This is a genomic window from Variovorax sp. PCZ-1 (assembly GCF_018413605.1).
Lineage (GTDB): Bacteria > Pseudomonadota > Gammaproteobacteria > Burkholderiales > Burkholderiaceae_C > JANMDU01.
In genome coordinates, this window is record NZ_JAHCDN010000001.1 from 1,027,854 (window position 1) to 1,054,353 (window position 26,500).

General features: G+C 54.7%; 28 protein-coding genes and 3 tRNA genes. 18 read left to right on the top strand and 13 right to left on the bottom strand.

The window, feature by feature from the left end; translation table 11 throughout:
• Window positions 1–21 precede the first annotated feature (21 nt).
• Together tadA and KIH26_RS05030 are read left to right on the top strand one after the other, a co-directional pair.
• Window positions 22–1,431: a tRNA adenosine(34) deaminase TadA gene (tadA, locus tag KIH26_RS05025; RefSeq protein WP_213443065.1), complete on the top strand. Its 1,410-nt coding sequence runs from the start codon at window positions 22–24 to the stop codon at window positions 1,429–1,431.
• Window positions 1,432–1,455: 24 nt separating this feature from the next.
• Window positions 1,456–2,856, top strand: coding sequence for a DUF2252 domain-containing protein (locus KIH26_RS05030; RefSeq protein ID WP_213443066.1), 1,401 nt, complete (start codon window positions 1,456–1,458; stop codon window positions 2,854–2,856).
• Here the strand turns inward: KIH26_RS05030 and KIH26_RS05035 are convergent.
• Window positions 2,853–3,509: a GntR family transcriptional regulator gene (locus tag KIH26_RS05035; RefSeq protein WP_213443067.1), complete on the bottom strand. Its 657-nt coding sequence runs from the start codon at window positions 3,507–3,509 to the stop codon at window positions 2,853–2,855. The genes KIH26_RS05030 and KIH26_RS05035 overlap by 4 nt on opposite strands.
• A gap of 116 nt (window positions 3,510–3,625) precedes the next feature.
• On the opposite strand from KIH26_RS05035, the gene scpA reads away from it, so the two are divergent.
• The 10 genes from scpA to KIH26_RS05085 all read left to right on the top strand — a co-directional run bounded on the left by scpA (window position 3,626) and on the right by KIH26_RS05085 (window position 14,058).
• A complete protein-coding gene (scpA, locus tag KIH26_RS05040) occupies window positions 3,626–5,800 on the top strand; it encodes a methylmalonyl-CoA mutase (RefSeq protein ID WP_213443068.1) in 2,175 nt (724 codons plus the stop codon).
• A gap of 27 nt (window positions 5,801–5,827) precedes the next feature.
• Window positions 5,828–6,151 carry a GIY-YIG nuclease family protein gene (locus KIH26_RS05045; RefSeq protein ID WP_213443069.1) on the top strand — a complete coding sequence of 108 codons (324 nt, stop codon included), beginning with the start codon at window positions 5,828–5,830 and terminating at the stop codon, window positions 6,149–6,151.
• A gap of 41 nt (window positions 6,152–6,192) precedes the next feature.
• Complete coding sequence (meaB, locus tag KIH26_RS05050; RefSeq protein ID WP_249661100.1) at window positions 6,193–7,173, top strand: methylmalonyl Co-A mutase-associated GTPase MeaB; 981 nt, start codon at window positions 6,193–6,195, stop codon at window positions 7,171–7,173.
• Window positions 7,170–7,988: a BUD32 family EKC/KEOPS complex subunit gene (locus KIH26_RS05055; RefSeq protein ID WP_213443071.1), complete on the top strand. Its 819-nt coding sequence runs from the start codon at window positions 7,170–7,172 to the stop codon at window positions 7,986–7,988. Before meaB ends, KIH26_RS05055 begins: the two co-directional genes overlap by 4 nt.
• Before the next feature lie 19 nt (window positions 7,989–8,007).
• Window positions 8,008–9,540: an acyl-CoA carboxylase subunit beta gene (locus KIH26_RS05060; protein WP_213443072.1), complete on the top strand. Its 1,533-nt coding sequence runs from the start codon at window positions 8,008–8,010 to the stop codon at window positions 9,538–9,540.
• The gene (locus KIH26_RS05065; RefSeq protein WP_213443073.1) at window positions 9,537–9,767 is read left to right on the top strand and encodes a hypothetical protein; all 231 of its coding nucleotides are present in this window, start codon (window positions 9,537–9,539) and stop codon (window positions 9,765–9,767) included. The genes KIH26_RS05060 and KIH26_RS05065 overlap by 4 nt, the downstream gene beginning before the upstream one ends.
• A 6-nt stretch (window positions 9,768–9,773) precedes the next feature.
• On the top strand, window positions 9,774–11,822 hold the full coding sequence (locus KIH26_RS05070) for an acetyl-CoA carboxylase biotin carboxylase subunit (protein WP_213443074.1): 2,049 nt from the start codon (window positions 9,774–9,776) through the stop codon (window positions 11,820–11,822).
• Window positions 11,823–11,843: 21 nt separating this feature from the next.
• Complete coding sequence (gene pncA / locus KIH26_RS05075) at window positions 11,844–12,446, top strand: bifunctional nicotinamidase/pyrazinamidase (RefSeq protein ID WP_213443075.1); 603 nt, start codon at window positions 11,844–11,846, stop codon at window positions 12,444–12,446.
• 83 nt (window positions 12,447–12,529) lie between these two features.
• Entirely contained in the window at window positions 12,530–13,582 is a 1,053-nt protein-coding gene (locus KIH26_RS05080) for an alkaline phosphatase D family protein (protein WP_213443076.1), read from the top strand.
• Window positions 13,579–14,058 carry a VOC family protein gene (locus KIH26_RS05085; protein ID WP_213443077.1) on the top strand — a complete coding sequence of 160 codons (480 nt, stop codon included), beginning with the start codon at window positions 13,579–13,581 and terminating at the stop codon, window positions 14,056–14,058. The genes KIH26_RS05080 and KIH26_RS05085 overlap by 4 nt, the downstream gene beginning before the upstream one ends.
• Window positions 14,059–14,061: 3 nt before the next feature.
• On the opposite strand, the gene KIH26_RS05090 is transcribed toward KIH26_RS05085, so the two are convergent.
• Window positions 14,062–15,198 carry an SMP-30/gluconolactonase/LRE family protein gene (locus tag KIH26_RS05090; RefSeq protein ID WP_249660960.1) on the bottom strand — a complete coding sequence of 379 codons (1,137 nt, stop codon included), beginning with the start codon at window positions 15,196–15,198 and terminating at the stop codon, window positions 14,062–14,064.
• A gap of 156 nt (window positions 15,199–15,354) precedes the next feature.
• Between KIH26_RS05090 and KIH26_RS05095 the strand changes: the two genes are divergently transcribed.
• Window positions 15,355–15,783 (top strand): DUF1801 domain-containing protein, encoded by a 429-nt coding sequence (locus KIH26_RS05095; protein WP_213443078.1) that lies wholly within the window; start codon window positions 15,355–15,357, stop codon window positions 15,781–15,783.
• Window positions 15,784–15,836: 53 nt separating this feature from the next.
• Here KIH26_RS05095 and mnmH read toward each other — a convergent pair whose 3' ends face one another.
• On the bottom strand, window positions 15,837–16,913 hold the full coding sequence (mnmH, locus tag KIH26_RS05100; protein ID WP_213443079.1) for a tRNA 2-selenouridine(34) synthase MnmH: 1,077 nt from the start codon (window positions 16,911–16,913) through the stop codon (window positions 15,837–15,839).
• A complete protein-coding gene (locus KIH26_RS05105; RefSeq protein WP_213443081.1) occupies window positions 16,913–17,572 on the bottom strand; it encodes an arylesterase in 660 nt (219 codons plus the stop codon). Before KIH26_RS05105 ends, mnmH begins: the two co-directional genes overlap by 1 nt.
• Between KIH26_RS05105 and KIH26_RS05110 the strand changes: the two genes are divergently transcribed.
• Window positions 17,571–18,242: an ABC transporter ATP-binding protein gene (locus tag KIH26_RS05110; RefSeq protein WP_213443083.1), complete on the top strand. Its 672-nt coding sequence runs from the start codon at window positions 17,571–17,573 to the stop codon at window positions 18,240–18,242. The two genes, KIH26_RS05105 and KIH26_RS05110, sit on opposite strands and share 2 nt — an antisense overlap.
• Before the next feature lie 625 nt (window positions 18,243–18,867).
• Complete coding sequence (locus tag KIH26_RS05115; RefSeq protein WP_213443085.1) at window positions 18,868–20,136, top strand: aspartate kinase; 1,269 nt, start codon at window positions 18,868–18,870, stop codon at window positions 20,134–20,136.
• 63 nt (window positions 20,137–20,199) lie between these two features.
• On the opposite strand, the gene KIH26_RS05120 is transcribed toward KIH26_RS05115, so the two are convergent.
• Window positions 20,200–20,526 (bottom strand): c-type cytochrome, encoded by a 327-nt coding sequence (locus KIH26_RS05120; RefSeq protein WP_213443087.1) that lies wholly within the window; start codon window positions 20,524–20,526, stop codon window positions 20,200–20,202.
• A gap of 176 nt (window positions 20,527–20,702) precedes the next feature.
• On the opposite strand from KIH26_RS05120, the gene KIH26_RS05125 reads away from it, so the two are divergent.
• Genes KIH26_RS05125 through KIH26_RS05135 form a run of 3 tightly spaced genes read left to right on the top strand, consistent with a single transcriptional unit; the run spans window position 20,703 to window position 22,020 of the window.
• Window positions 20,703–20,954: a TIGR04438 family Trp-rich protein gene (locus tag KIH26_RS05125; protein WP_213443088.1), complete on the top strand. Its 252-nt coding sequence runs from the start codon at window positions 20,703–20,705 to the stop codon at window positions 20,952–20,954.
• A 13-nt stretch (window positions 20,955–20,967) separates the two neighbouring features.
• Complete coding sequence (locus KIH26_RS05130) at window positions 20,968–21,378, top strand: group II truncated hemoglobin (protein ID WP_213443090.1); 411 nt, start codon at window positions 20,968–20,970, stop codon at window positions 21,376–21,378.
• A 15-nt stretch (window positions 21,379–21,393) separates the two neighbouring features.
• On the top strand, window positions 21,394–22,020 hold the full coding sequence (locus KIH26_RS05135) for a peptide deformylase (RefSeq protein ID WP_213443092.1): 627 nt from the start codon (window positions 21,394–21,396) through the stop codon (window positions 22,018–22,020).
• Window position 22,021: 1 nt separating this feature from the next.
• Here KIH26_RS05135 and xth read toward each other — a convergent pair whose 3' ends face one another.
• The 8 genes from xth to KIH26_RS05175 all read right to left on the bottom strand — a co-directional run bounded on the left by xth (window position 22,022) and on the right by KIH26_RS05175 (window position 26,484).
• The gene (gene xth / locus KIH26_RS05140) at window positions 22,022–22,828 is read right to left on the bottom strand and encodes an exodeoxyribonuclease III (protein WP_213443094.1); all 807 of its coding nucleotides are present in this window, start codon (window positions 22,826–22,828) and stop codon (window positions 22,022–22,024) included.
• 66 nt (window positions 22,829–22,894) lie between these two features.
• Window positions 22,895–23,398, bottom strand: a complete 504-nt coding sequence (locus KIH26_RS05145; protein ID WP_213443096.1) for a dihydrofolate reductase — start codon at window positions 23,396–23,398, stop codon at window positions 22,895–22,897.
• Between the two features lie 17 nt (window positions 23,399–23,415).
• Window positions 23,416–24,240, bottom strand: a complete 825-nt coding sequence (locus tag KIH26_RS05150) for a thymidylate synthase (RefSeq protein ID WP_213443098.1) — start codon at window positions 24,238–24,240, stop codon at window positions 23,416–23,418.
• Window positions 24,241–24,314: 74 nt separating this feature from the next.
• A complete protein-coding gene (locus KIH26_RS05155; RefSeq protein ID WP_213443100.1) occupies window positions 24,315–24,905 on the bottom strand; it encodes a hypothetical protein in 591 nt (196 codons plus the stop codon).
• 50 nt (window positions 24,906–24,955) lie between these two features.
• The gene (locus KIH26_RS05160) at window positions 24,956–25,600 is read right to left on the bottom strand and encodes a DUF6806 family protein (RefSeq protein WP_213443102.1); all 645 of its coding nucleotides are present in this window, start codon (window positions 25,598–25,600) and stop codon (window positions 24,956–24,958) included.
• A gap of 471 nt (window positions 25,601–26,071) precedes the next feature.
• Window positions 26,072–26,164, bottom strand: a tRNA-Leu gene (locus KIH26_RS05165).
• Between the two features lie 77 nt (window positions 26,165–26,241).
• Window positions 26,242–26,315 (bottom strand) — tRNA-Cys (locus tag KIH26_RS05170).
• 93 nt (window positions 26,316–26,408) lie between these two features.
• Window positions 26,409–26,484 (bottom strand) — tRNA-Gly (locus KIH26_RS05175).
• Window positions 26,485–26,500: the final 16 nt, after the last annotated feature.

The window sequence follows — 26,500 nt, forward strand, 5'->3', positions numbered from 1 at the left end:
CTTACTTTAAACTGTTTGCCTATGGATACTCTTTCTGATGCACAGTTCCTTCAGCTTGCCTTGAGTGAAGCGCAGCATGCCGGCAATTCGGGTGAGGTGCCTGTGGGCGCTGTCGTGGTCAAGGATGGGCGGGTGATTGCCACGGGGCGCAACTCACCGATTGGCTCACATGACCCAACGGCGCATGCCGAAATCAATGCTTTGCGCGCTGCCGCACGCGAGCTCGGCAATTATCGGCTGGATGGCTGCGATCTTTATGTGACGCTGGAGCCTTGCGCCATGTGTGCGGGCGCGATTTTGCATTCACGCATTCGCCGCTTGGTGTATGCCGCGCCTGAGCCCAAAACGGGTGCGGCTGGCTCTGTATTGAATGTGTTTGATACGCCCTTGAATCACCAGACGCAAGTGCAAATCGCTACGGAATTAGGAGCATCTTGCGCAGATTCTATGCGGGCGAGTGGCCAATTATTGCAAGATTTTTTCTCAAAGAAACGTCTAGAGCTGCAGCAAGCAAATAGGTTGAATCATCCGCTGCGTCAAGATGCCATGCGCACGCCAGATCATTGCTTTGAGAATTTGCCCGGCTACGATTTCGCACCAAATTATTTGAGCGATTTGCCAGCGCTCAATGGCCTGCGCATGCACTATCTCGATGAAGGCGCGCAAGACGCGAAAACGACCTACCTCTGCCTGCATGGTAATCCCGCTTGGAGTTATCTCTATCGCAAGATGATCCCCATCTTCTCAGCTAGCGGCGCGCGCGTGATCGCGCCAGACATGATTGGCTTTGGCAAGAGCGATAAACCCAAGAAAGACAGTTTTCACACCTTCACCTGGCATCGCCAATGCTTGCTCGAATTCATTGAACGCCTGGATCTGCACAACATCGTCCTGGTCGTGCAGGATTGGGGTGGCATCTTGGGGCTCACCTTGCCAATGCATGCGCCGCAGCGATACAAAGGCCTGCTCGTGATGAACACCACACTCACCTGTGGCGATACGCCGCTCACGGATGGCTTCAAAGCTTGGCGAGAAATGTGCGCCAAAAAACCAGACTTTGATATCGCCAAACTCTTCTCACGTGGCAACCCGCAGATGAGCGAAGCTGAATGCGCTGCGTATATGGCGCCTTTCCCAGATGCTGGCCACCGTGCTGCTACGCGTGCCTTTCCGCCTATGGTTCCAGAATTTGAGAACAGCGATGGCGCTGCTATCAGCCGAGCTGCACGCGAATTTTGGCGAACCGACTGGGAAGCGCCAAGCCTGATGGCTATCGGCATGCAAGACCCCGTACTCGGCGAATCCACAATGCGCGATCTGCGCAGCAATATCAACAAATGCCCCGAGCCCATGCTGATAGCCGAGGGTGGGCATTTCGTCCAAGAGCATGGCGAACCTATCGCCCGCAGCGCGATTGACTTGCTTTCGTAATACATCCCATGCCATCATCGGCGGATGAAACGAAACACAGATCATTTGATTGGCCGCGGCTCTCTGGAGCAACGTTTTGAACAAGGCCGCCTGGCGCGGCAAAATTGCCTGCGTTCAGCGCTGGGTTTGCATGAAAGTAGAGGGCGTGATCCGCTAGCGCTGCTGGCTGAATCTAACAAAGGCCGCGTGGCTGAATTGTTGCCCACGCGTTTTGGCCGCATGCTCGCCAGCCCATTTGCCTTCTATCGCGGCGCAGCCATGCTCATGGCGCATGATTTGGCGCTCACGCCGCGTTGCGATGTCAGTGTGCAGCTCTGCGGAGATGCGCATTTGTCGAACTTCGGTTTGTTTGCCAGCCCTGAGCGTCGCATGCTGTTTGGCCTCAATGACTTTGATGAAACTGTTGTTGGGCCCTTTGACTGGGATGTTCGGCGTTTGGCGGCCAGTTTTGTGATTGCTAGCCGAGAGCAGAGTTTTAAGAAATCAGCGATTGAAAAAGTTGTGCGCACCTTGCTGGATACCTATCACCAGAAGATGCTGGAATTTGCGCAGATGGACACGCTGGATGTTTGGTATCACCAGCTGACCTCCGAGACTTTGCTCAAGCTCGGTGGTGCCAGCAAAGTGGAAAAAGCGGCGATTGAAAAAGCTCGCGCCAAAGGCAGCAAAGAATTGGTCAAAGATGCAGTCGAGCTCGTGAATGGCCCAGCAGGTAAAGAGATGCGTATCAAAGACACGCCGCCCTGGGTGTACCACGAGGCCGGCGCGACGGCTCGTGAAATCGGTAAATTCGAGCGAGGTATCGAAGATTTTTTCATTCAATACCGAAGTAGCTTGAGCGCAGACCGGCAAGTGCTGTTTGACCGCTATGAGCTGATGGATGTGGCAGTGAAAGTGCCGGGTATCGGTTCGGTGGGCACGCGCTGCTTTGTCGCTCTCTTTGCAGCCGATGGCCATCACCCATTGTTTTTGCAATTCAAGCAAGCGAGGGATTCGGTGTTGATGAAACCACTCGGCTTGAAAGCCCATCCGCATAACGGCCAACGCATCGTCGATGGCCAGCGCCTTAGCCAAGCCACCAGCGATGTCTTCCTCGGCTGGGCGAGCAACAAAGCCATGGGCGCAGAATTCTATGTGCGTCAATTGCGCGATATGAAAGGCTCACTCGATGTGACGCTCTTCAATGAATCCGATATGGCGGATTATGCTCAGGCCTGCGGCTACGCACTCGCACGCTCGCAAGCCAAGGCAGGTGATCCGGCGTTGATTGCTGGCTATATTGGGAAGAGTGATGCGTTTGATGAAGCGATCACCAAGCATGCGTTTGCATACGCCGATCAAAACGAAGCGGATTATTCGGCGCTGAAGAAAGCAGTGAAAAGCGGCGCTGTTCAAGCCACAGTAGAAGAGTCTGGCGACGATTAGCCAGCGGCTTCCTGCCCGCTTTCAATATGCGATCGCATGGCTGATTGTGAAGCTGTTGCGTCCCGCTTCTTTAAGGCCGCGAGGATCGCTGCATGCTCGGCGAGTGACTCCTCAATCCGGCCCGGCTTAGTGAGTGATTGTGCGCGATTGAGCTTCATCACTTTGCGCAAATCGGCCACCATTTGATCGCGCCAGCGGTTGTTGGCAATTTCTAGCAGCTTGACGTGGAAAGCTTCGTTGATGGTGAAGAACTTCACACGGTCTTTAGTGGATTTTTCGAGCTGCTGGTGCAGGGCTTCGAGTTCTTTGAGTTGTTCTGCGGTCGCGTTCTTTGCCACGGTGCTTGCCGCGTCTCCTTCTAGCAAGGCCATGAGGTGGAAGACATCGCGCAGGTCTTTGGCGTTGACTTCAGTCACGTAAGCACCGCGCCGCATCTTCATCGTCACCAAGCCTTCGGCAGCCAGCACTTTGATAGCTTCGCGCAGGGGTGTGCGGCTGATGCCGTATTCCTCGGCGATCTTCAATTCATCGATCCATGCACCGGGCTCCAGATCGCCTTTTTTGCCTGCGAAGATGCGCTGGCGCAATAATTCTGCGACCTCTTCATAGAGGGGGCGAGGCTTCAAACGGCTGTGGTCTAGGGCGGCGTTCATGGGTGATAGATTGGCAGGGCTTCGACAGGCTCAGCCCGAACGGGGTGATGGTAGTTTACACGAAACTGAATTTTGAATTCATAATTACGGAAGAAAAATCGCGTAAAATTTGAGTTATGAGCAAGCAAGACGACTTCAAAGCGGCCTCCTTAAGCGACTGGGAAAAAGCAGCCATCAAATCTGCCCCCGGCGGTGATTTGAATGCACTGAACTGGCACACACCAGATGGCATAGCGGTCAAGCCGCTCTACACGGCGGAGGATGTCAAAGACCTGCCGCATGCGAACACACTGCCTGGCTTCGAGCCCTTCATTCGCGGCCCGCAGGCCACGATGTATGCCGTGCGCCCATGGACGATTCGGCAGTATGCGGGCTTCTCGACTGCTGAGGAGTCGAATGCGTTTTACCGCAAGGCATTGGCTGCGGGTGGGCAGGGCGTGTCAGTTGCTTTTGATTTGGCCACGCATCGCGGCTACGACTCCGATCATCCGCGCGTCACAGGCGATGTGGGCAAGGCGGGCGTGGCGATTGATTCTGTGGAAGACATGAAGATTTTGTTTGACGGGATTCCGCTGGACAAAGTGAGCGTAAGCATGACGATGAATGGCGCGGTGCTGCCGATTCTCGCGGGCTATATCGTTGCCGCAGAAGAGCAGGGCGTATCGCAGGCGCAGCTCAGTGGCACGATTCAAAATGACATTCTCAAAGAATTCATGGTGCGCAACACCTATATCTACCCGCCTGAGCCGAGCATGCGCATCATTGGCGACATCATTGAATACACGGCGAAAAATATGCCGAAATTCAACTCGATCTCGATCAGCGGCTATCACATGCAGGAAGCGGGTGCGAATCAAGCACTCGAATTGGCCTTCACCTTGGCCGACGGCAAAGAGTATGTGAAGACGGCGATTGCCAAAGGCATGGATGTGGATGAGTTTGCCGGGCGGCTCAGCTTCTTCTGGGCAGTGGGCATGAATTTCTATTTGGAAATTGCCAAGATGCGCGCAGGCCGCTTGCTCTGGACGCGTATCATGAAAGGCTTTGATGCGAAGAATCCGAAGAGCCTGATGTTGCGCACGCATTCGCAAACTTCCGGCTGGAGCTTGACCGAGCAAGACCCATATAACAACATCGTGCGCACCACGATTGAGGCGATGGCCGCGGTGTTTGGCGGCACGCAATCGCTGCACACTAATTCGTTTGACGAAGCGATTGCGCTGCCTACAGAATTTTCCGCGCGCATTGCCCGCAACACCCAGCTCATCATTCAAGAAGAAACGCACATCACCAATGTGGTCGATCCTTGGGCAGGCAGCTACATGATGGAGAAGCTCACCCAGCAAATGGCTGATGCCGCTTGGAAGATCATTGAAGAAGTGGATGCCATGGGCGGCATGACGCGCGCTGTGGATTCCGGTTGGGCAAAGCTCAAGATTGAAGCAGCAGCAGCAGAGAAGCAAGCGCGTATTGACAGCGGCAAAGACGTGATCGTCGGCGTGAACAAATACAAGCTCGCCAAAGAAGAGCAGATTGATATCCTGCAGATTGATAACGTGAAGGTGCGTGAGCAGCAGATTGCTAGATTGCAAAATATCAAGCAAAAACGCAATGTAGCCGGCGTAGAATCTGCGCTAGCAGCTATTACTTCTATAGCAGAAGGTGGGCAAGGCAACCTGCTCGCCGCCTGCGTAGAAGCCATCCGCGCCCGCGCCACCGTGGGCGAGGTGAGTGATGCAATGGAAAAAGTCTTTGGTCGGCACAGAGCCGATACGCAAAAGGTGACAGGTGTGTATGCAGCCGCTTACGACTCAGCCGAAGGCTGGGACAAATTGAAGAAGGAAATCGCCGAATTCGGAGAAGCCCAAGGCCGCCGCCCGCGCGTGATGATTTCAAAGCTTGGCCAAGACGGCCATGATCGCGGCGCGAAAGTCGTGGCCACAGCTTATGCAGATTTAGGCTTTGATGTAGACATGGGGCCACTCTTCCAAACGCCTGAGGAATGTGCGAGGCAAGCCATTGAAAACGATGTGCACGCCGTGGGCGTCTCCACACTTGCAGCAGGCCACAAAACCCTCGTGCCCGCCATCATCGAAGAGCTGAAGAAGCAAGGTGCCAACGACATCATCGTTTTCGTCGGCGGCGTGATTCCCCGACAAGACTACGAATTCCTCTACGAAGCCGGCGTGAAAGGCATCTATGGCCCCGGCACGCCGATTGTGGCCAGTGCGAAAGATGTGCTGGAGCAGATTCGTAAGGCTTTGGTTGAAGCCAACACCCGTTCGGACTGAGCTTGTCGAAGTCTGCGGTAGCAATCCATGAAGCCTTTTTATGTCTACATTCTTCGGTGTGCTGATGACTCGTATTACTGCGGTCAAACAGATTGCATTGAGTCTCGTATGCAGCAACATGAGTCTGGAGAATTAGGCTACACCGCTATACGAAAACCAGTTCAACTGATCTGGCAGGGCGAATTCGAGACTCGCGAAGCCGCGATTGCTTTTGAACAACAAATCAAAGGATGGTCGCGAGCGAAGAAAGAAGCGCTGATCTCGGGAGATTGGGCGAAGATTCAGCAACTTGCTAAATCAAAATCTCAGGCGAGGCTTCGACAGGCTCAGCCTGAACGGGGTGTGGTGTGAGTACTGAATTAATACAACAAGACATTTTGTCAGCACAGAGCATGGCGCAGCGCCGTGCTGTGGCCAAAGCGATCACCTTGCTTGAATCCACACGGGCAGATCATCGCCAGCAAGCCGATGAATTGCTCACTGCTTTGCTCCCTCATGCGGGGAAGAGCTTTCGTCTAGGCATCAGTGGTGTGCCTGGTGTCGGTAAAAGTACGTTCATCGAAGCACTTGGCTTGCACTTAATTGAAAAAGACCATCGCGTCGCCGTGCTGGCAGTTGATCCTTCATCCAGCATTTCAGGTGGTTCGATTCTTGGTGACAAGACGCGGATGGAAAGACTTTCCATGCACGAGAAAGCCTTTATCCGTCCGAGTCCTTCGAGCGGCAATCTAGGCGGCGTAGCATCACATACTCGTGAGGCGATGCTGGTATGCGAAGCGGCGGGCTATGACATCGTGATTGTGGAAACTGTAGGCGTGGGCCAGAGCGAGATTGCTGTGGCGGGGATGACGGATATGTTCGTTCTCATGCAGCTGCCCAATGCCGGCGATGATCTGCAGGCGATTAAAAAAGGCGTGATGGAGCTGGCCGATGTGGTGGTGATCAATAAGGCAGATATTGACCCTGATGCTGCGACTCGCGCTCAAGCTCAGATCACCAGCAGCCTGCGAATTTTCGAAAACCACGGCCGCGATCCGCATGATGCAAGCACGCAGCGCGACGCGACTCAGCGCGTCATGCAGCTCTCCGCGCTGAAGGGTACAGGTGTGGCGCAGTTTTGGCAAACTGTGAGCCAGCTTCATGCTCATCAGCAAAGCCGTGGGCAAACGCAGCAGCGTCGCGAGCAGCAGGCGGTGAACTGGATGTGGGAGCGGATTGAAGCAGGCCTCAAGCAGCGCTTTGATGCGCATCCGGCTGTGAAGCAGCAATTGCCTTCGCTCAAAGCGCAAGTCTTGGCGGGCAAAGTGCCCGCCTCGGTAGCAGCGCGCCAATTGCTGGATGCACTGAGTCATCCGCAAGGTGCTAGCGTATGAGCTTAGCCGCAGTTGCCCCACTTACGCCGGAAGACGTGAGCGTGATTGAGCGCAGCCAGTTTTGGCAGTCGCAGCGGCTGCAGACCTTTGAATTGTCCTCACGCAAGGTGTTGGTCAAAGCGCAGCGCCAGCAGCGGCATCCGTTTCGCTATGCGCTGATGAATGCGCTGGCTTCTTTGCTTAAGCTGCCTATGATCAAGGCCGCGCCTGCACCGGGCGGGGCAAATGCACAGGGCATTGAGGTGCTACGTCTGCGCGCGCTGCGCCAAGCGGGCGTGCAAGTGCCAGCACTCTTGCATGCCGCACCGCAGTGGTTCGCCATGGAGTATGTGAGCGCGCCAAACTTGCTGGATGTGTTGCAAGGCGAGATGCCAATGCAAGAGCGCTTGAATGTCTGGCTGCAAGGTGCAAAAGGCATTGGCCATGTGCATGCGCGCGGGCAAGCGCTCAGCCAAGCCTTTGCGCGCAATTGCCTATGGCATCAAGGCCAAACTTGGTTCATTGATTTTGAAGACGATCCAGCCAGCGTGATGCCGCTTGAGCATGCGCAGGCCAGAGATATGCTGGCCTATCTGCATTCCACTGTTTGGGCGCTGCGTGAGCGCGGTGCGAGTTGGGCAGATTTGCTCTCAAAATATGAGCACTTCGCGCAGATACTGAGCCGGCCAGTGGCCGATATCTTGCATCAAACCAGTGCCCGAATCACATGGCTGAGGCATTTGCCGCGATCACGCAAGCCTTGGGGGCGAGATGTGGTGATGCTGCAGGCGCTTGGAGAATTTTTTTATTTGGCGCAGCAGCGTCAGCAGAAATGAAATTGAAGGAACGATAACTATGCAAAGCATTTTGGAGCAATTGGAAAGCAAGCGTGCAGCAGCGCGGCTTGGCGGTGGGCAAAAGCGCATCGATGCGCAGCATGCCAAAGGCAAGCTCACAGCGCGTGAGCGGCTGGAGGTGTTGTTTGATGAGGGTAGCTTTGAAGAGTGGGATATGTTCGTCGAGCATCGCTGCGCGGACTTTGGGATGGATCAAAACAAGATTCCCGGCGATGGCGTGGTCACGGGCTACGGCATGATCAATGGTCGCTTGGCTTTTGCATTCAGCCAAGATTTCACCGTATTTGGCGGCGCGCTTTCTGAAGCGCATGCTGAGAAGATTTGCAAGGTGATGGATCAGGCGATGAAGGTGGGCGCGCCAGTGATTGGGCTGAACGATTCAGGCGGCGCGCGTATTCAAGAGGGTGTGGCATCACTCGGCGGCTATGCGGATGTGTTTCAGAAAAACGTGCTCGCCAGCGGCGTGGTACCGCAAATCAGCATGATCATGGGGCCTTCAGCGGGCGGCGCGGTGTATTCGCCATCCATGACAGATTTCATCTTCATGGTGAAAGACAGCTCCTACATGTTCGTTACCGGCCCTGAGGTGGTGAAGACGGTGACGCACGAGGAAGTCACAGCCGAAGAGCTGGGCGGCGCGATCACGCACACGACCAAGAGTGGCGTGGCTGATTTGGCGTTTGACAACGATGTGCAAGCCCTCATCATGCTGCGCCGCTTCTTCAATTATTTGCCTCTCAATAATCGAGAGAAAGCGCCTGTGCGCCCGAGTGGTGACAAAGTAGATCGTGTGGACATGAGCCTTGATACGCTCGTGCCAGAAAATCCGAACAAGCCTTACGACATCAAAGAGCTGATCCTCAAAACGGTGGACGATGGTGATTTCTTCGAGCTACAGCCCGATTACGCCAAAAACATCGTGATCGGCTTTGCTCGTATGAATGGCCAGAGCGTGGGCATCGTGGCCAATCAGCCCTTGGTGCTCGCAGGCTGCCTAGATATCAAAAGCTCCATCAAAGCCGCACGCTTCGTCCGCTTTTGCGATGCGTTCAATATCCCCATCATCACCTTCGTCGATGTTCCCGGCTTCATGCCTGGCACGAGCCAAGAATACGGCGGCATCATCAAGCATGGTGCGAAATTGCTCTATGCGTATGCCGAAGCCACCGTGCCAAAGATCACCGTGATCACCCGCAAGGCTTATGGCGGCGCTTACGACGTGATGGCCTCCAAGCATTTGCGTGGCGATGTGAACCTCGCTTGGCCCAATGCAGAGATTGCCGTGATGGGTGCAAAAGGCGCAGTAGAGATCATCTTCCGAGAAGAAAAGAAAGATCCTGCGAAGCTTGCCGAACGCGAAGCTGAATACAAAGCTCGCTTTGCAAACCCCTTCGTCGCAGGCGCGCGTGGCTTCATTGATGATGTCATCTTGCCGCATGAGACGCGCAAGCGCATTTGCCGCAGCTTGACCATGCTTAAAGATAAGAAGCTAGAGAATCCGTGGCGTAAGCATGGGAATATACCGCTATGACTGTTCAGTTTAAAGAAATGTCGTGCGATCAACTAAAGCGCCTGCGAAATGAGTTGCTTGAAACTATTGCTAGTGAAAAAGCGCTTAATAAGGACAAGAATTTAGCCCGTAGAAGACTTACTTTCTTAGATGACGAAATAGCAAGAAGAGAGCATGAATGTTTCACGACGCAAGTGCCAATGCCAGTCCCAAAATCAGCTGAAAAACCTCACGTTTTTAAAACTTAAAGACTTATGTTCACAAAAATCCTAATCGCCAACCGTGGCGAAATCGCCTGCCGCGTGATGGCTACCGCTAAGAAAATGGGCATCGCTACCGTGGCTGTTTATTCCGAAGCCGATAAAGATGCTCGCCATGTGCAGCTTGCGGATGAAGCGGTGTTGCTCGGCGCTGCGCCTTCGCGGGAGAGCTATTTGGTGGCTGAAAAAATCATTGCGGCTGCTAAACAGACTGGGGCGCAGGCGATTCATCCGGGGTATGGGTTTCTTTCTGAGAACGAAGGCTTTGCCAAGCGTTGCGAGGAAGAGAGCATTATTTTTATTGGGCCGAAGCATTATTCGATTGCGGCGATGGGCGACAAGATTGCATCGAAGAAGCTGGCTTCTGAGGCGAAGGTCAATTGCATTCCAGGCTACAACGATGCGATTGAGACGGCCGAGAAGGCCGTGGAGATAGCCAAGGGCATTGGCTATCCGGTGATGATCAAGGCGAGCGCGGGCGGCGGTGGCAAGGGGCTGCGCGTGGCTTACAACGACAAAGAGGCGCTGGAAGGCTTCACGAGCTGCCGCAATGAGGCGCGCAACAGCTTTGGTGATGATCGCGTGTTCATTGAAAAATTTGTGCAAGAGCCTCGGCATATCGAGATTCAGGTGTTGGGCGATGCGCATGGCAATGTGATTTATCTCAATGAAAGAGAGTGTTCGATTCAGCGGCGGCATCAGAAGGTGATTGAAGAAGCGCCATCGCCTTTCATCACCGAGGCCACGCGTAAGGCCATGGGCGAGCAGGCGGTGGCGCTAGCAAAGGCCGTGAAGTATCAGAGCGCGGGCACGGTTGAATTCGTCGTGGGCAAGGATCAGGATTTTTATTTTCTGGAGATGAACACGCGCTTACAGGTGGAGCATCCGGTGACGGAATGCATCACGGGGCTGGATTTGGTGGAGCTGATGATTCGCGTGGCAGCGGGTGAGAAGCTGCCGCTGGCCCAAGCTGATGTGCAGCGCAATGGCTGGGCAATGGAATGCCGCATCAATGCGGAAGATCCGTTTCGTAACTTTCTGCCGAGCACGGGGCGACTCGTGCGCTTCTCGCCGCCCGCGCAGACCATGTGGCAGGGCAACACGCAGGAGCTGCAAGGAGTGCGCGTGGATACCGGCGTGCAAGACGGTGGCGAAATCCCGATGTATTACGACTCGATGATTGCCAAGTTGATCGTGCATGGCCAAAGCCGCGCCGAGGCGATTGCGAAGATGCGCGAAGCGTTGAACGCTTTTGTGATTCGCGGTGTGCAGAGCAATATTCCTTTTCAAGCGGCGCTGCTGGCGCATCCAAAATTCGTGAGCGGGGATTTCAATACCGGCTTCATCGCGGAGAACTATGGCAAAGGCTTTAGCAGCGAAGATGTGCCGCATGATGATCCGCAGGTGTTGCAAGCGATTGCCGCCTTCGTGCGCCGCAAGACGCATGAACGCGCTGCGGGCATCAGCGGGCAACTGGCGGGCTATGAGGTGAAGCTGGAGAGCGATGTCGTGGTGATCACGCTGGATACGGATGGCAAGCACGCTTACACGCCTGTGCATGTGGAAGAAATACAAGGAAAAGTGGGCTTTGCCCGGCTAAATATCAGCGGCAGCAGCTATGAAATTCATAGTAACTCGCGTTTGAACGATATTGCGATCCATGGCAGCATCAATGGCCTGCCGTTCACAGCGCAAGTAGAGCGTGGCACGCAGAAGAATCCGCTGGCCTACCGCGTGCTGCACAACGGCACGCAGATCGACGCACTCGTGCTCTCGCCACGCGCTGCTGAGCTGCACAAGCTCATGCCGCATAAGAAGCCGCCTGATATGAGCAAATATGTGCTCTCGCCGATGCCTGGTTTGCTGGTGGATGTGGCTGTGCAGCCCGGCCAGAAGGTGCAGGCGGGTGAGCGTGTCGCTGTGATTGAGGCGATGAAGATGGAGAATGTGCTCTTTGCAGCGGCAGATGGCGTGGTGGGGAAAGTTTTAGCCACCAAAGGCGAATCGCTCTCGGTGGATCAGCCGATAGTCGAGTTCGCATAAAAGCGAAGGTGGAGTTTGCAAATGAGCGAAAAAGCAGTATTGATCGTCGTCGATGTACAAAACGGCTTCATGCCGGGCGGTGGCTTGCCTGTGCCGCGTGGTGATGAGGTCGTCCCAGTGATCAACGCCTTGGCGCAGAAGTTTGCCAATGTGGTGCTCACGCAAGATTGGCATCCCGCAGGCCATGCCTCGTTTGCTTCGAGTCACGCTGGTAAGAATCCTTACGACCTGATGAAGATGCCTTATGGCGATCAAGTGCTGTGGCCTGATCATTGCGTGCAGGGCACGCAAGATGCCGCGTTGCACGCTGATCTGCATATTCCCCATGCGCAGCTCATCATTCGTAAAGGCTTTCATGCTGGGGTGGATAGCTACTCTGCTTTTCAAGAAGCGGATCGCAGCACATCAACTGGGCTGGCCGCTTACCTGCAAGCGCGTGGTTTGAAAGAAGTGCATGTCTGCGGCCTCGCCACAGATTTCTGCGTGGCATGGACGGCGCTGGATGCGCGCATCGCAGGCTTTGAAGTCACAGTGCATGAAGCCGCATGCCGCGCGATTGATTTGAATGGATCGCTCGCAGCAGCTTGGGTGCAGATGCGCGACGCTGGTATTGTGCGTGCATAAGCTTGCTTTGGCTTTTTTTAAAGCATATTGAGCACTTCGCCGGCATAGAATCTGCGCAGAGTGCTATTAAATCAGGAGTATTCATGAAGCGCAGGCATATCATCCCAGCCACTGCTGCTGTGCTTTACGCGGCCAGCCAAGCTGCGCAAGCTCAAAGCTTGCAGCGCGGCGGCGATATGTGGCGATTGACCGTAGGCTCCTGTGCCAATCAAAAAATCGCTCAGCCGATTTGGCAAACCATCCTCTCAGACAAGCCCGATTTTCATATCTTCGGCGGAGATAACGTGTATGCCAGCGATAGGCCTTGGTCGCTCGCGCAACTTCAAGAGGCCTATGCCTTGGCCGCAAAGCAAGAAGGCATGGCGCAGCTCATGCGCAGTGTGCCTTTCATGGCGATGTGGGACGACCATGATTACGGCTTCAATGATAGCGGCGCGGAGTTTGAAGGCAAGCAAGCTGCAAAGCTTGCGCTGTTGGATTTTTTTAAATATCCTGAGAATCATGCAACGCGCACACGCGAGGGCCTGTATGACGCACGAATCCTCGGGGAGGGACAGCGCCGCATCCAAATCATCACGCTCGATACACGATGGTTTCGCTCGACGCTCAGCCGGCCTTTGATCCCCGGCTTACCCGGCCAAGAGCGCTACATCCCAGATTCATCGCCAGAAAAAACGATGCTCGGCGAAGCGCAATGGCAATGGTTAGAGGCGCAGCTCAAAATTCCGGCGCAAATTCGCCTGATCTATTCCGGCATCCAAGTGTTAGCGCTTGGCCACGGCTGGGAGCGCTGGGGCAATTTGCCGCTGGAGCGCCAGCGCTTGCTCGACACCATCGCGCGCACGAAAGCGCAGGGCGTGATCCTGCTATCGGGTGATAGACATATTGGCGCTTTGTACAAAGAAAATATCGCAGCGCCTTACCCGCTATGGGAGATGACCTCCAGCGGCCTCACACATGCTTGGGCGAATGCGAGCGAAGCTGGCCCGAATCGCATCGGCCAACTCGTGCGAGCCAACCATTACGGCCTGGTTGCTGTGAACTGGGCAAAAAGCGAAGTCCAGCTTCAACTCAAAGACACCCAAGGCCGCAGCCTGCATGCCATCACCATTCCCATGAAAGATCTTCAATCATGAGCAACGCTAACGAAACAAAGCGCCCCTTCAAAATCCTAGGCATTCAGCAAATCGCTATCGGTGGTACAGACAAAAAGCGCCTGCAAAAACTCTGGGTTGAAATGCTGGGTCTGCAAGTGAAATCCACTTTCGTGAGCGAACGAGAAAACGTCGATGAAGACATCTGCGCCATCGGCAGTGGCGTGCATGCGGTCGAGGTCGATCTCATGCAGCCGCTAGACATCGGAAAAAAGCCCGCCGTTCACACCACGCCGCTGAACCACGTCGGCCTCTGGGTCGATGATCTCCCAGTTGCTGTCGAGTGGCTCACCAAACAGGGTGTCCGCTTCACCCCCGGCGGCATCCGCAAAGGCGCTGCGGGCTACGACATCACCTTCCTACACCCCAAAGCCAGCGATGAGTTTCCGATAGCCGGAGAGGGTGTGTTGATTGAACTCGTGCAAGCGCCGCAGGATGTCATCAAAGCTCTTACTTGAGGCTTAAGGCCGCTTTACCCAACCAATCCAGTCCGCATGCAAACTCTGCACATAGAGCCTGTCTGAAGTCTCCAGCACACCCGTGGTCTCAGGATACGCGCCGGAGGGATCTTGCAGGTCTTGCAACACTGTGCCGTCTTCGGTGAAAGAAATCACGTGACCGTACTTCGGTGGAATCGGCCAGAGGAAGCGGGGTAGGCGCATCGTTAGGCTGCGCATCCATGGCTTTCCAGCCATGTCATCCAGCATCTTGCTGCGCGGTTTGGCGAGGCCGACCCAGAGTGTGGGCTTGCCGTCTTTCGTGGGCAGGCCACGCATCAAATTGTCTGGATAGCCGGGGAGGTTGGGAAGCACGATGTGGGTGGCGCCGCTCATGCCGCTGGTGGTGCGCACATCAAGATCGCTGGCGTTCACGTCGATGCGCCAGACGCGGTATTTGCCGGTTTCGGCGACGAAGATTTGCCGCTCATTCGCGGAGAGTGCTATGCCGTTGGCGAAGCTCAGGCCTTTTGCAACGACGCGGATGGCTTTGGTGGCGGGATCGTATTCCAAGATGCGGCCTGTGGACGATTGCTCCAAGATATCGAGCACGCTGGCTTCAAATGAGCCGCCCCATTGCTTGGGCGCAAAACGGGTGGAGGCATCGCTCACGTAAATCTTGCCAGTCTTAGCGACTGCCACGGCATCTGCAAACAAGATCGGATCATTTCCTATCTTTTCGGCCAACACCGTGACTTGGCCCGAGGGGCTGATGGAGAGCAGGCCTTTCTCTTCATTGGCTGCAATCATGTTGCCCTGTGCATCAAAATCAAAACCGAGCACGCGACCTCCAGTGTTGACGAACGTGCTCACTTCGCTGCCGTCTGGATTCATGCGCAAAACCGTGCCACTGCTGACTGCGGCGTAGAGCTTGCCGTCTTTGCCTATGGCGATGTGCTCGGGGCCAGATTCTTTGCCGATATCAATTTTTTGTAAACCGCTCAAGCCTGTGTTCGCTGCATGTGCGCCCGTGTAGCCAGGATTGGCTGACACTTCCCAGGCAACGGGCTGGATGGCGACTGGCCAGAAAGGGAAATAAAGGATCATTGCAGTGAGCAAGGTGATGAGTACGATCAGCCAGCGGGGCAGCGTTTGGGGCATAGTGTCTCCGGATGGGTTTTATGTGTATTTTTGGATCAAAAATCAATGATAGCCGGCATAGAATCTGCGCGAAGTGCTATTGAATTCATAGTGAATGCAAAGTGAGCAAGAATGATCAAATGTAGCCTAGCATGCACCTGCGATACTGGCAAGATCGTGTCGCCTTTTACCCAGCCCCAAGTTGCTGCGCATTTTGATCGCTACCCAGCGGTGGTGAAGAAAAAAATGCTGGCTTTGCGTGAGCTGATTTTTGATGTGGCGGCGCATTCGCTGGAGATCGGCGAGCTGCAAGAGACTTTGAAGTGGGGCGAGCCGGCTTATCTCACCGCGCTGACGAAGAGCGGCAGCACAGTACGAATGGATTGGAAGGCGAAATCGCCTGAGCACATCGGCATCTATTTCAACTGCAATACGATGTTGGTAGATAGCTTCAGGAGCATGTTTCCGCGAGAGTTTGAATTTGAAGGCCATCGCGCGATTTTGCTCAATGTCAAAGCGCCGCTGCCTAAGAAAGAGCTGAGTATGTGTATTCAAGCTGCGCTGACGTACAAACTCATGAAGTTAACTAAACACCATTCGCCCTGAGCTTGTCGAAGGGCTTCGACAAGCTCAGCCCGAACGGTTTAGTAAAGACTCAGTTAAATACCTTCGCATTCCAGCCGGATTTTTGAATAAAAACCATCTGTAGCCGGCGTATTGACTGCGCTAAGTGCTATTAAATAACTAGCATCGAATTGCTGGTAATTACGCTTGGTGGAGCTGAGGTAGCCCGGGTCGTAATGCAGCTCCAGCAGCTCTTTCACGACCTGAGCCAGCATCGAAGGGCTGCCTGAGCGAATCTGCTGCTGCCAAGCATCGATTACCGCATGCCCACGCAGATCGCGCAGCACATCGAGGCGTTTGCAGAAATACGCTGGGTCTTTCACGAAAAAATCGTAGTCTTCCAGCAAGAGCTTCACGCGCTCGTCCACAGGTAGCTCCACGCGCGCGCAAGGGCTCGCGCGCAGGGCTTGCATCAACGCATCGGGGATGCTCACATTGCCCACCTTTTTGCTTTCGCTCTCTGCCCATACGGTGCGGCTTGCATCGAGCTGCTTCAAGGCATGCCAGATGCGCATGTCGAATTGTTTTTGGCTGGGCTGCTCTGTGCCAGGGATGAGGCCGAGCACGGAGCTGCGATGCTCGGCCAAGGCTTCCAGATCAAGCACCTGCGCGCCTTCCCGCTCCAAGCCTTGCAGCAGACGCGTTTTGCCGCTGCCTGTGGGGCCGCAGATGACGCGGTAATTGAATTGGGTGGCTAATTTAGCGATGTCTTCAACGATGGCCGCGCGGAAGGCTTTGTAGCCGCCTTCGATGAGGGTGACTTCGAAGCCGATTTCGGAGAGGATCAAAGCGAGCGAGCCGCTGCGCTTGCCACCGCGCCAGCAATAGACGAGCGGCTTCCAGCCTTTGGGCAGAGAGATGACTTCGCGTTCGATATGCGCAGCGATGTTTTTTGCCGCAAGCGCTGCACCGCGTTTCTTCGCTTCAAAGGCGCTGGTCTGCACATAGAAGGTGCCGATCTCGTGGCGCTCCGCGTCGTTGAGCGTTGGCCAGTTGAGCGCGCCGGGCAAGCGGTCTAGCGCGTATTCGCTTTCGCTGCGTGCATCGATGATGGCGCTGAATTGCGACAAGGCGCTTAATGCGTCTTGCGCCGTAATTTTCTTCAAGGCCATCAGAGCATTTTTCGTAAGGTGGGCCAGACGTTATCCAGCATGATCGGGTGTGCTTCTTCTTTGGGGTGAATGCGGTCTGCTTGAAAGAATTTCAGCGGCTCAGCCAAATCGCCAATGCCTTTGAGGAAGAAAGGCACGAGCTGAGTCTTACGCGCTTTGGCTACGGCTTCAAAGGTGCTCGCAAACTTGGCCGAATAATCCGCGCCGTAGTTTGGCGGCACTTGCATGCCTACCAGCAGCACTTGCGCACCGACCTTTTGCGCCGCGTCTGTCATGGCGGTCAAATTGTCCTCCGTCATCTTCAAGGGCAGGCCGCGCAAGGCATCATTGCCGCCCAGCTCGATGATCACATGCGTGGGCTTGTGTTGGGTGAGTAGGGCGGGCAGGCGAGAGCGGCCGCCAGAAGTCGTGTCGCCACTGATGCTGGCGTTGATTACTTTGGCAGCGATTTTTTGCTCGGCCAAGCGTTTTTCCAGCAAAGCCACCCAGCCTGTGCCCCGGCGCAGGCCATATTCAGCGCTGAGCGAATCGCCCACCACCACAATCGTCTTTACTTTACTTTGCGCCTGAGCGCTGCCAAAAAATAGCCCCAGGCCCGCCACCGAGAGCGCCAAAGCGCTAAAGTGTCGTCTGTTCAAAGCCACTAACAGTTCATTCATGTCTGATCCCATCATCTCCGTGGAGCACGTTTTCAAAAGCGTGACGGACTCCACCGGCACACTGGATATTTTGCGCGATATTGATTTCAACGTCCCAGCCAGGGAAACGGTTGCCATCGTCGGCGCTTCCGGCTCCGGAAAAAGCACGCTTTTGTCCATCATCGCAGGCTTAGATGTGCCCACCAAAGGCACAGTCAAGCTCGCGGGGCAAGATTTATTTGCTTTCGGCGAGGATGATCGCGCCGCTTGGCGGGCGCAGAAAGTCGGTTTTGTGTTTCAGAGCTTTCAGCTTTTGGGCAATTTAACGGCTTTGGAGAATGTGATGCTGCCCTTGGAGCTGGCTGGCCGCAAAGATGCTCGGGCGCAAGCCACGGAAATGCTTAAGCGCGTGGGCTTGGCCGAGCGCTTGAATCATTACCCCAAAGTGATGAGCGGCGGCGAGCAACAGCGCGTGGCTTTGGCTCGCGCCTTTGTGGTCGAGCCAGCCGTATTGCTAGCTGACGAGCCCACAGGCAGCCTAGATTTCGCCACTGGTGAACGCGTGATTCAGCTCATGTTTGAACTCAACGCAGAGCGCGGCACAACGCTGGTGATGGTGACGCATGATCGTGGAATTGCCGCGCAGTGTAATCAGCGGGTGGTGATTGAGGCGGGGCGTATCGCTAGTTGACTTGGTGTGGCTGCTGCTTCGCCTGCACGCCACCCGCTCGCCTGCCGCGTGACGTGCCCGAAAAAGCCGAGGACTGTCTTTTCAGGCACTCGGTGCATGGTTTCCCGAGCTGCTTGTCTTTTGTAGCGATGATTGCATGGCTGGCCGCGCCCGACCGAGACAGTCTTCGTTTTTTCAGACCCATCACGCAGCGGATTGGGGTGGTTGGCGTGTCGTTACTAACTATCGAATTCATAGCGCTCTACGCCGTAAATATGCCGGCTAGCTGCTGAAATTGCTTTGATAAAAGCTAAGGATGCTCGCATCTTTAGCTTGCGACACTGCCAATTAGCGCCGGAGCGGGATGCTTTGCACGGATGGCTTCTCGGTCGGGCGCGGCAAACCATGCAATCATCGCTACAAAAGATCAGTAGCTCGTAGTATTCCGCTCAGAGCGCCATCAAGAAGACAGGCCGGGCGAAGCGTCACGCGCAGGTGTAGGCGAGCGGGTCAGTGAGGAACGGTCTAGGGCTTCCCAACCCTTCGACAAGCTCAGGGCGAACGGAAGTTTGACTCGATTTATAATCATAGGCTTTGCTGTTTGCAGCTGTGAACAGCGTTTTGTTAGCCTTTGAAATCACAAAAGATGGCTTTGATCGTACATAAATATGGGGGCACCTCGATGGGGTCGCCCGAGCGCATTCGCAATGTGGCCAAGCGCGTGGCCAAATGGGCGCGGGCTGGGCATCAGATGGTGGTCGTGCCCTCTGCGATGAGCGGCGAGACCAATCGTTTGCTTGCACTGGCTAAAGAGCTCTCTCCGGCCAAACCCGGTATTGCTTATTCACGTGAGCTGGATCAACTGGCTGCCACCGGCGAGCAAGCTTCCTCTGCGCTGCTGGCGATTGCTTTGCAAGCAGAAGGCATGGAGTCGGTCAGCTACAGCGGCTGGCAAGTGCCGATCAAGACGGATAGCTCGTTCACCAAAGCGCGCATTGAAAGCATTGATGACAAACGCATTCGCACTGATTTATCTGCAGGCCGCGTGGTGATCGTCACTGGCTTTCAGGGCGTTGACCCGGAAGGTAATGTGACGACACTGGGCCGCGGTGGCTCTGATACTTCCGCTGTGGCCGTGGCCGCTGCGATGAAGGCCGCTGAATGCTTGATTTATACCGATGTGGATGGCGTGTACACGACCGATCCTCGCGTTGTGCCCGAGGCGCGCCGCTTGCATACCGTGAGCTTTGAAGAAATGCTGGAAATGGCCAGCATGGGCTCTAAGGTGCTGCAAATCCGCTCGGTGGAGTTTGCTGGCAAATACAAAGTGCCCCTGCGCGTGCTCTCCAGCTTCACGAACTGGGATATTGATATCAATGAAGAAGCCAAATCTGGCACTCTGATCACTTTTGAGGAAGATGAAAACATGGAACAAGCCGTCGTCTCCGGCATCGCTTTCAACCGCGACGAAGCCAAAATCTCGATCCTGGGCGTGCCCGACACCCCTGGTATCGCCTACAACATCTTGGGCGCAGTGGCCGATGCGAACATCGAAGTCGATGTGATCATCCAAAACATTTCCAAAGAAGGTAAAACAGATTTTTCCTTCACGGTGCATCGCAATGATTACACCAAGACCTTGGATCTGCTCAAAGCCAAAGTCACGCCTAAGCTGGGCGCGGCTGAAGTCGTGGGCGATGCGAAGATTTGCAAAGTGAGCATTGTTGGCATCGGCATGCGTAGCCATGTGGGTATCGCCAGCAAAATGTTCCGCTCGCTGAGCGAAGAGGGCATCAATATCCAAATGATTTCCACCAGCGAGATCAAGACCTCGGTCGTGATCGACGAGAAATACATGGAGCTGGCCGTGCGCGCGCTGCACAAGGCGTTTGATTTGGATCAGCCTGCGGCTTGATTTTCAAATGCGCCATGAAAAAAGCCACCGTGAGGTGGCTTTTTTGTTGGATGCAATCAAGAATTACTTGACCGTCATCACCCAAGCAGCGAGCTTGGTGGCTTCGGCTTCGCTCACCTGTGGGTTCGCTGGCATAGGCACAGGGCCCCAATTGCCTTTGCCGGGGGTGCTGCCTTTTTGGATGGCTGCGGCGAGCTTTTTCACAGCATCCGCATCGCCAGCGTATTTGGCAGACACGTCTTTGTAAGAGGGGCCGACCATTTTCTTGTCAACGGCGTGGCAAGCCATGCAGTTCTTGGCTTGTGCCAAAGCGGCATCAGCGAATGCAGGAGCTTGCACGCTCATGAGAGCGGCGGCGGCAGAGAAAAGGGCTAGAGCGCGGATTTTCATTGTCTTCCTTCAAAATACACACTTGCTTGAACAGCCGATGCTGTCTTGCAATACACTGGAGATAACGCGATTTTAGGCAAACGGGTTGACATTCGGTTGCGACTTGGCCAAAACCCCTTAATTCGCACCACTTTTGTGCAAAATTCTGGCTTTATAGCCACAAAAAGGAACTCGCAATGTATTTTCTAGCCGCTGGCGTGATCTTGTTGTTACTGAAATTCTTTGAGATTGGCCCCGTGGGGCGATGGGGCTGGGGCGAGCATTGGTATCTTTTTGCCGCGCCATTCATCTTGGCAGTTGTATGGTGGGCTTGGGCAGATGCCTCGGGCTATACCAAGAAAAAGGCCATGGACAAGATGGATTTGCGCAAGAAAGAGCGGCTGGAGAAAAACCGCGATGCGCTGGGTATGGGCAACAAGCGCCGATAAGATGTAGATCAGCATGCAAATACAAGAAAAGCCAGCCTTCGCTACACCTTATGAATGGATCGGCGGCGAAGAACGTGTCAAAGCGCTGATCGAGCGGTTTTACGATTTGATGGATTTGGAGCCTGAGTTTGCACGGCTGCGCGAGGTACATCCTCCTTCTCTTGAAAATTCCCGCGAACGCACTTTTTGGTTCATCTGCGGCTGGCTGGGCGGCCCGCAGTATTACACCGAGAAATTTGGCCATCCGCGCCTGCGCGCGAGGCATCTGCACGTGCCGATTGGTATTCAAGAGCGCGATGAGTGGCTAGCTTGCATGGATCGCGCCATGGGTGAGACAGGCGTACCCGAAGACTTGCGCGCCAAGCTGCGCGAGAGCTTTTTCCAGACGGCGGATTGGATGCGCAATCAAGGCGTGCCTCAGTAATTGGAGTCATAGGCTGTGGCAATCCGTGAGATTTTAAAAATGGGTGATCCGCGCTTGTTGCGTGTTGCTCAACCCGTGCGTGAGTTCAACACACCTGAGCTGCATGCGTTGCTGCAAGACATGCAAGACACGATGGCTGCTGCTAACGGCGCGGGCTTAGCCGCGCCGCAAATCGGCGTGGATCTGCAGCTCGTGATCTTCGGCAGCGGCCAGATCAATCCGCGCTACCCAGATGCGCCGCCTGTGCCGCGTACAGTATTGATCAATCCTGTGATCACACCATTTTCAATAGGAAAAAGCCCAATTACCGGCTTAGAATCTGCGCGAGATGCTATTGAATCGATAGCATTTGATTTGAACTACCAAGCAGATGCGAAAGACATGGAAGACGGCTGGGAGGGCTGCCTCTCCGTGCCCGGCTTGCGCGGCGCGGTACCACGCTTCGCCAAAATTCGCTATCAAGGATTCAACGAGCTGGGTGAAACTATAGACCGCACGGTAGATGGCTTTCATGCACGCGTGGTACAGCATGAGTGCGATCATCTACACGGTATCTTGTATCCGATGCGGGTGAAAGATTTCTCGCGTTTTGGCTTTACAGAGATCCTGTTTCCAGAAATCAATGCTGCTGAGGATGATTAACTCAGCCTAAGGTGCAGACCACAGGTGTATGGTCAGAAGGGCGCTCATTCTTGCGAGGCGCTTTGTCGATGATGCAGCTTTGTACCTTCGGTTTTAAAGCATCGCTCACCAGCGTGTAGTCAATGCGCAGGCCTTTGTTGCGGCGGAAGGCCATGTCGCGGTAATCCCACCAGCTGTAGAGCTTGGGGGCTTGCTCGAAGAGTCTGAAAGCATCGTGCAAACCTAGAGCGAGCAAATGCTTGAACTGATCTCGCTCGGCCTCGGTGTGGTGAATTGTCTCTCGCAGGCCTTCGGGGTCGTGTGTGTCGCGGTCGTCGAAGGTGATGTTGAAATCGCCCACGAGCACGAGCTGTGGATGTGCAGCGAGCTCTTCGCGCAGCCAGTCACGCAGGCCGCGCAGCCAGCTCATCTTGTATTCAAATTTCTCCGTACCTGGCGCTTGGCCGTTGACGAAGTAGCCGTTGACTACGCGCACGCTACCTAGGCTTGTTTGCAGCGTTGCGGCGATGATGCGGCTTTGCTCGTCGGAGAAGCCTGGGATGTTTTTCTGCACATCCGTCACGGATTGAACGGAGTCTTTGCGAGTCAGCCAAGCCACACCGTTGTAGGTCTTCTGGCCAAACACCTGCGCGCTGTAGCCCGCTGCCTCAAACTCAGCGAACGGAAACTTCTCATCCGTCATCTTCAGCTCTTGCAAGCCCAGCGCATCAATCTTCTCGCCTTCAGGTTGTGCGGCCAGCCAATCCAAAACCTGCTGAGCACGGATGGTGAGAGAGTTAACGTTCCAGGTGGCAATTTTTAGAGTCATTTTGGCCTTTCGCCTTTATAGAATCTGCGCAGAGTGCTATTAAATTAATAGTATTTATGGGATCTATCAAGCACGTTGATAAGTCACAAAATCAAGCTTCAGGCCATTGGTCGCAGTGAGTTGATCGCGTTCTGTCTCACGCCACGACGCATCCACAGCTGGCGCAAAAGCATCACCTTCAAACTCTGCATCAATCTCCGTGATCACCAGCTTCTGCGCTAATGGTAGCGCCTGCGCATAAATCTGAGCACCGCCAATCACCCACACCTCGCTGCTGCCCAATTGCTCACAAATCAATAGCGCCTCGCGCAGATTCTGTGCCGGCGAAGTGCCATTTTTCTTTAAATTTTCACGGGTGGCAACATCTGAAGAGATCACCACATTCATACGCCCTGGCAGAGGCCGAAATTTCGCGGGCAGCGAATCCCAAGTCTTGCGCCCCATGATCACAGGATGCCCCAGCGTCGTGCGCTTGAAATGCGCGAGGTCTTCAGGCAAATGCCAAGGCATCTTGCCGTCTTTGCCGATCACTCGGCCCTTGGCTTGCGCCCAGATGAGGTTGATTTGCATAAATCGCCAAGCACCGATCACACAGCCACAGGTGCTTTGATCGCCGCGTGATGCTGATAATTCACCACTTCGAAATCTTCGTATTCATAGTCAAAGATCGAAGCCGGCTTGCGTTTGATCACGAGTTGCGGGTAAGCGAAGGGCTCGCGTGCGAGCTGTGTGGTCACTTGTTCGTGGTGGTTGCTGTAGATATGGCAATCGCCACCCGTCCAGACAAAATCGCCCACTTCCAAATTGCATTGCTGCGCAAGCATATGGGTGAGCAGGGCGTAGCTGGCGATATTGAAAGGCACGCCGAGGAAGATGTCTGCGCTGCGCTGATACAGCTGGCAGCTGAGTTTGCCCCGAGCCGTAGGCGAGTCACCGGGCGCGACGTAAAACTGAAAGAAAGCATGGCAGGGCATCAGTGCCATCTTGGGCAGATCGGCCACATTCCATGCGCTCACAATGATGCGGCGTGAATCGGGATTGGTTTTGAGCTGATCCACCACTTGCGCGATTTGATCGATATGCCCGCCATCAGGTTTCGGCCATGAGCGCCACTGCACGCCATACACGGGGCCGAGATCGCCCGTTTCTTTGTTCGCCCATTCATCCCAAATCGTCACACCGCGCTCTTTGAGCCAATTGGCATTGCCGTCACCTCGCAGGAACCACAAGAGCTCCAAGATGATGGATTTGAGATGCACTTTTTTCGTCGTCACAAGAGGAAATCCCTCGGCGAGATTGAAGCGCATTTGATGCCCGAAAACAGAGCGCGTGCCTGTGCCGGTGCGGTCGGTTTTGGCCACGCCGTGCTCAAACACATGACGCATGAAGGTTTCGTATTGGTTGGAGGGCATGGTGGGCGAGGGTAGAAACGTGGAGTTTATTTTGCGCACTTGATGCTGCGGTTGAGCACGCTCGTGAGCTGGACTTAAGGGCTGGCTTTGGTACTCGCCGGCGCGCTGGCTGTAGGGCTAGCGGTAACAGAAGTTGGTATGGCAGCAGGCGGGGCTAACTGTGCAGGTGTCAAATTAAGTGGTTTGCTCTGCAAAGCAGCGAGAAATTGAGTTTGATTCAGGTGCTGATAAAGGGGGCGAAAAGCCAGCTCAAACTCCATTTGGCCCGTGGGCAGGATTTTGGGGGCAGACATCTTCTCTGGCTTACATTGCTTGCCGCAGGCTTTACTGAGTTCGAGTTGCACACCGCGAGCAGCATCGAGTGCTGCACTTTTCGCGCCCGCCGTGGCAAACATTGCACGCGTGGTGATGATCAAACGGCCTTGGCCATTCAAAGCGCTGTGTTGTAGGCCAAGTTCGCCAGCCAGGATATCTCGGCTTGCAGCGACTTCAGGTGCAGCCGACGCGGATTTAGCTGGGCCAGCTGCTGCTGCGCCCGGCTTAGGCTGAGGGATGGCTGGCAAACCAAGCACATTGGCTTCTTGAGCGAATGCGGCACCGACCAAGCAGCAAGTAGCAAGTGCAGCAGTGCGAAAACGGGAGAAAGAGAAAATCAGGCGTGTCATAGCCTGATTTTCGCATCGAAATGCCGTGTGCAGCCCTAGGGCGCGCCGACTCAGTGCAAATGCCGAGGCTTGCGCCCGCCGCCACCGCCGTGGCCGCCCAGGCCGCCCGCCGCCCCGGGGCCGCCGCGCAGGCTGCGAGGAATGGTCAGAGAGTTGACCATCGCATCAAAGCGCTTGCTGAACATTTTGTCGATCTCAGCCACTACATCGCCCATTTCCTCTTTCTCGAAATGGCGCTCCATCACAGCTGTCACATCTTCAATGAGCATATCGCGCTGCACTTGCATGATGTCGCCGGGCGTAGGGCCCACGAAGAGCATCAAAAAATCATCGCGTGATTCTTTTGTCTCGTCTTCATCTTCTTCGTCGTATTCTGTGTCGTAAATGCTGATTTCAATGGCCGCGCCCGCGCTGGAGAGCTCATTGAGGTTCATGCACATTTCTTCTAAGCTGCTGCGAAAAGCTTCATCTGCAGAGACAGTCCAGCACATACTGAGCAAATGTTCTTTATCGTTCACTCGAATACCGGGCTCTTCTTCATAAGAGCTGACAGCGCCCTTGGCCAAAGATGAGGCTCCCGCATAAGACCATAGCGGTTTCAAAGCATCTTGCAATTGGGCATAAGACACATCCGGACGGAGTGGCACCTCGCCGTGGACATGGATTTCAAAAGGGGGAGCGTAAGAAGAGGCCATGAGGACAGTTTATAACTTTGGCGGAGCGCTGTGTGTATTTTTTGTCGAAGGCAAACAGTCACTGTGATAAAGATCGAACCCAGCAGACTTGCGTGCTTTCGTCATTGCCGCCTAGGGCGGACCGGTTCGTGAGTGTCAATGTGTTGGTTATCGAAAAATTGGTGCCTCGAGCCGGAATCGAACCCAGCACGCTTGCGTGCTTTCGTCATTGCCGCCTAGGGCGGACCGGTTCGTGAGTGTCAATGTGTTGGTTATCGAAAAATTGGTGCCTCGAACCGGAATCGAACCCAGCACGCTTGCGTGCTTTCGTCATTGCCGCCTAGGGCGGACCGGTTCGTGAGTGTCAATGTGTTGGTTATCGAAAAATTGGTGCCTCGAACCGGAATCGAACCCAGCACGTTTGCGTGCTTTCGTCATTGCCGCCTAGGGCGGACCGGTTCGTGAGTGTCAATGTGTTGGTTATCGAAAAATTGGTGCCTCGAACCGGAATCGAACCGGTACGCCCGCTATGAACGAAGCGGCGGATTTTAAGTCCGCTGTGTCTACCTATTTCACCATCGAGGCTGCCAGACAATCAAGCCTAGATTGTCAAACAAAAACGCCCCGAACAAAGCCGAGGCGCAATGATTTCCTGAGAAATCTGGAGGCGCGACCCAGAGTCGAACTGGGCTAACCGGATTTGCAATCCGGGGCATAACCGCTTTGCTATCGCGCCGAAATTCTTTTCAGAAGCTAACTGTAAACCAATCAGCCCCTGAATCAACTTCTGAAACTAAAAAGGGAAGCTAGGCTTCCCTTTTTAAAGAATTGGAGCGGGAAAAGAGTCTCGAACTCTCGACCTCAACCTTGGCAAGGTTGCGCTCTACCAACTGAGCTATTCCCGCGAGAGACATAAATTAT

What these genes read in the sequence shown, in the direction of transcription:
- KIH26_RS05110 (WP_213443083.1), top strand. Translation starts at nt 17,571, where the DNA reads ATGTCTGATCCCATCATCTCCGTGGAGCACGTTTTCAAAAGCGTGACG.
- pncA (WP_213443075.1), top strand. Translation starts at nt 11,844, where the DNA reads ATGAGCGAAAAAGCAGTATTGATCGTCGTCGATGTACAAAACGGCTTC.
- meaB (WP_249661100.1), top strand. Translation starts at nt 6,193, where the DNA reads ATGGCGCAGCGCCGTGCTGTGGCCAAAGCGATCACCTTGCTTGAATCC.
- KIH26_RS05155 (WP_213443100.1), bottom strand. Translation starts at nt 24,905, where the DNA reads ATGACACGCCTGATTTTCTCTTTCTCCCGTTTTCGCACTGCTGCACTT.
- KIH26_RS05030 (WP_213443066.1), top strand. Translation starts at nt 1,456, where the DNA reads ATGAAACGAAACACAGATCATTTGATTGGCCGCGGCTCTCTGGAGCAA.
- KIH26_RS05145 (WP_213443096.1), bottom strand. Translation starts at nt 23,398, where the DNA reads ATGCAAATCAACCTCATCTGGGCGCAAGCCAAGGGCCGAGTGATCGGC.
- xth (WP_213443094.1), bottom strand. Translation starts at nt 22,828, where the DNA reads ATGACTCTAAAAATTGCCACCTGGAACGTTAACTCTCTCACCATCCGT.
- KIH26_RS05130 (WP_213443090.1), top strand. Translation starts at nt 20,968, where the DNA reads ATGCAAATACAAGAAAAGCCAGCCTTCGCTACACCTTATGAATGGATC.
- KIH26_RS05115 (WP_213443085.1), top strand. Translation starts at nt 18,868, where the DNA reads ATGGCTTTGATCGTACATAAATATGGGGGCACCTCGATGGGGTCGCCC.
- KIH26_RS05160 (WP_213443102.1), bottom strand. Translation starts at nt 25,600, where the DNA reads ATGGCCTCTTCTTACGCTCCCCCTTTTGAAATCCATGTCCACGGCGAG.
- KIH26_RS05125 (WP_213443088.1), top strand. Translation starts at nt 20,703, where the DNA reads ATGTATTTTCTAGCCGCTGGCGTGATCTTGTTGTTACTGAAATTCTTT.
- KIH26_RS05055 (WP_213443071.1), top strand. Translation starts at nt 7,170, where the DNA reads ATGAGCTTAGCCGCAGTTGCCCCACTTACGCCGGAAGACGTGAGCGTG.
- KIH26_RS05150 (WP_213443098.1), bottom strand. Translation starts at nt 24,240, where the DNA reads ATGCCCTCCAACCAATACGAAACCTTCATGCGTCATGTGTTTGAGCAC.
- KIH26_RS05070 (WP_213443074.1), top strand. Translation starts at nt 9,774, where the DNA reads ATGTTCACAAAAATCCTAATCGCCAACCGTGGCGAAATCGCCTGCCGC.
- KIH26_RS05120 (WP_213443087.1), bottom strand. Translation starts at nt 20,526, where the DNA reads ATGAAAATCCGCGCTCTAGCCCTTTTCTCTGCCGCCGCCGCTCTCATG.
- KIH26_RS05085 (WP_213443077.1), top strand. Translation starts at nt 13,579, where the DNA reads ATGAGCAACGCTAACGAAACAAAGCGCCCCTTCAAAATCCTAGGCATT.
- tadA (WP_213443065.1), top strand. Translation starts at nt 22, where the DNA reads ATGGATACTCTTTCTGATGCACAGTTCCTTCAGCTTGCCTTGAGTGAA.
- KIH26_RS05045 (WP_213443069.1), top strand. Translation starts at nt 5,828, where the DNA reads ATGAAGCCTTTTTATGTCTACATTCTTCGGTGTGCTGATGACTCGTAT.
- KIH26_RS05060 (WP_213443072.1), top strand. Translation starts at nt 8,008, where the DNA reads ATGCAAAGCATTTTGGAGCAATTGGAAAGCAAGCGTGCAGCAGCGCGG.
- KIH26_RS05035 (WP_213443067.1), bottom strand. Translation starts at nt 3,509, where the DNA reads ATGAACGCCGCCCTAGACCACAGCCGTTTGAAGCCTCGCCCCCTCTAT.
- KIH26_RS05090 (WP_249660960.1), bottom strand. Translation starts at nt 15,198, where the DNA reads ATGCCCCAAACGCTGCCCCGCTGGCTGATCGTACTCATCACCTTGCTC.
- KIH26_RS05080 (WP_213443076.1), top strand. Translation starts at nt 12,530, where the DNA reads ATGAAGCGCAGGCATATCATCCCAGCCACTGCTGCTGTGCTTTACGCG.
- mnmH (WP_213443079.1), bottom strand. Translation starts at nt 16,913, where the DNA reads ATGGCCTTGAAGAAAATTACGGCGCAAGACGCATTAAGCGCCTTGTCG.
- scpA (WP_213443068.1), top strand. Translation starts at nt 3,626, where the DNA reads ATGAGCAAGCAAGACGACTTCAAAGCGGCCTCCTTAAGCGACTGGGAA.
- KIH26_RS05065 (WP_213443073.1), top strand. Translation starts at nt 9,537, where the DNA reads ATGACTGTTCAGTTTAAAGAAATGTCGTGCGATCAACTAAAGCGCCTG.
- KIH26_RS05105 (WP_213443081.1), bottom strand. Translation starts at nt 17,572, where the DNA reads ATGAATGAACTGTTAGTGGCTTTGAACAGACGACACTTTAGCGCTTTG.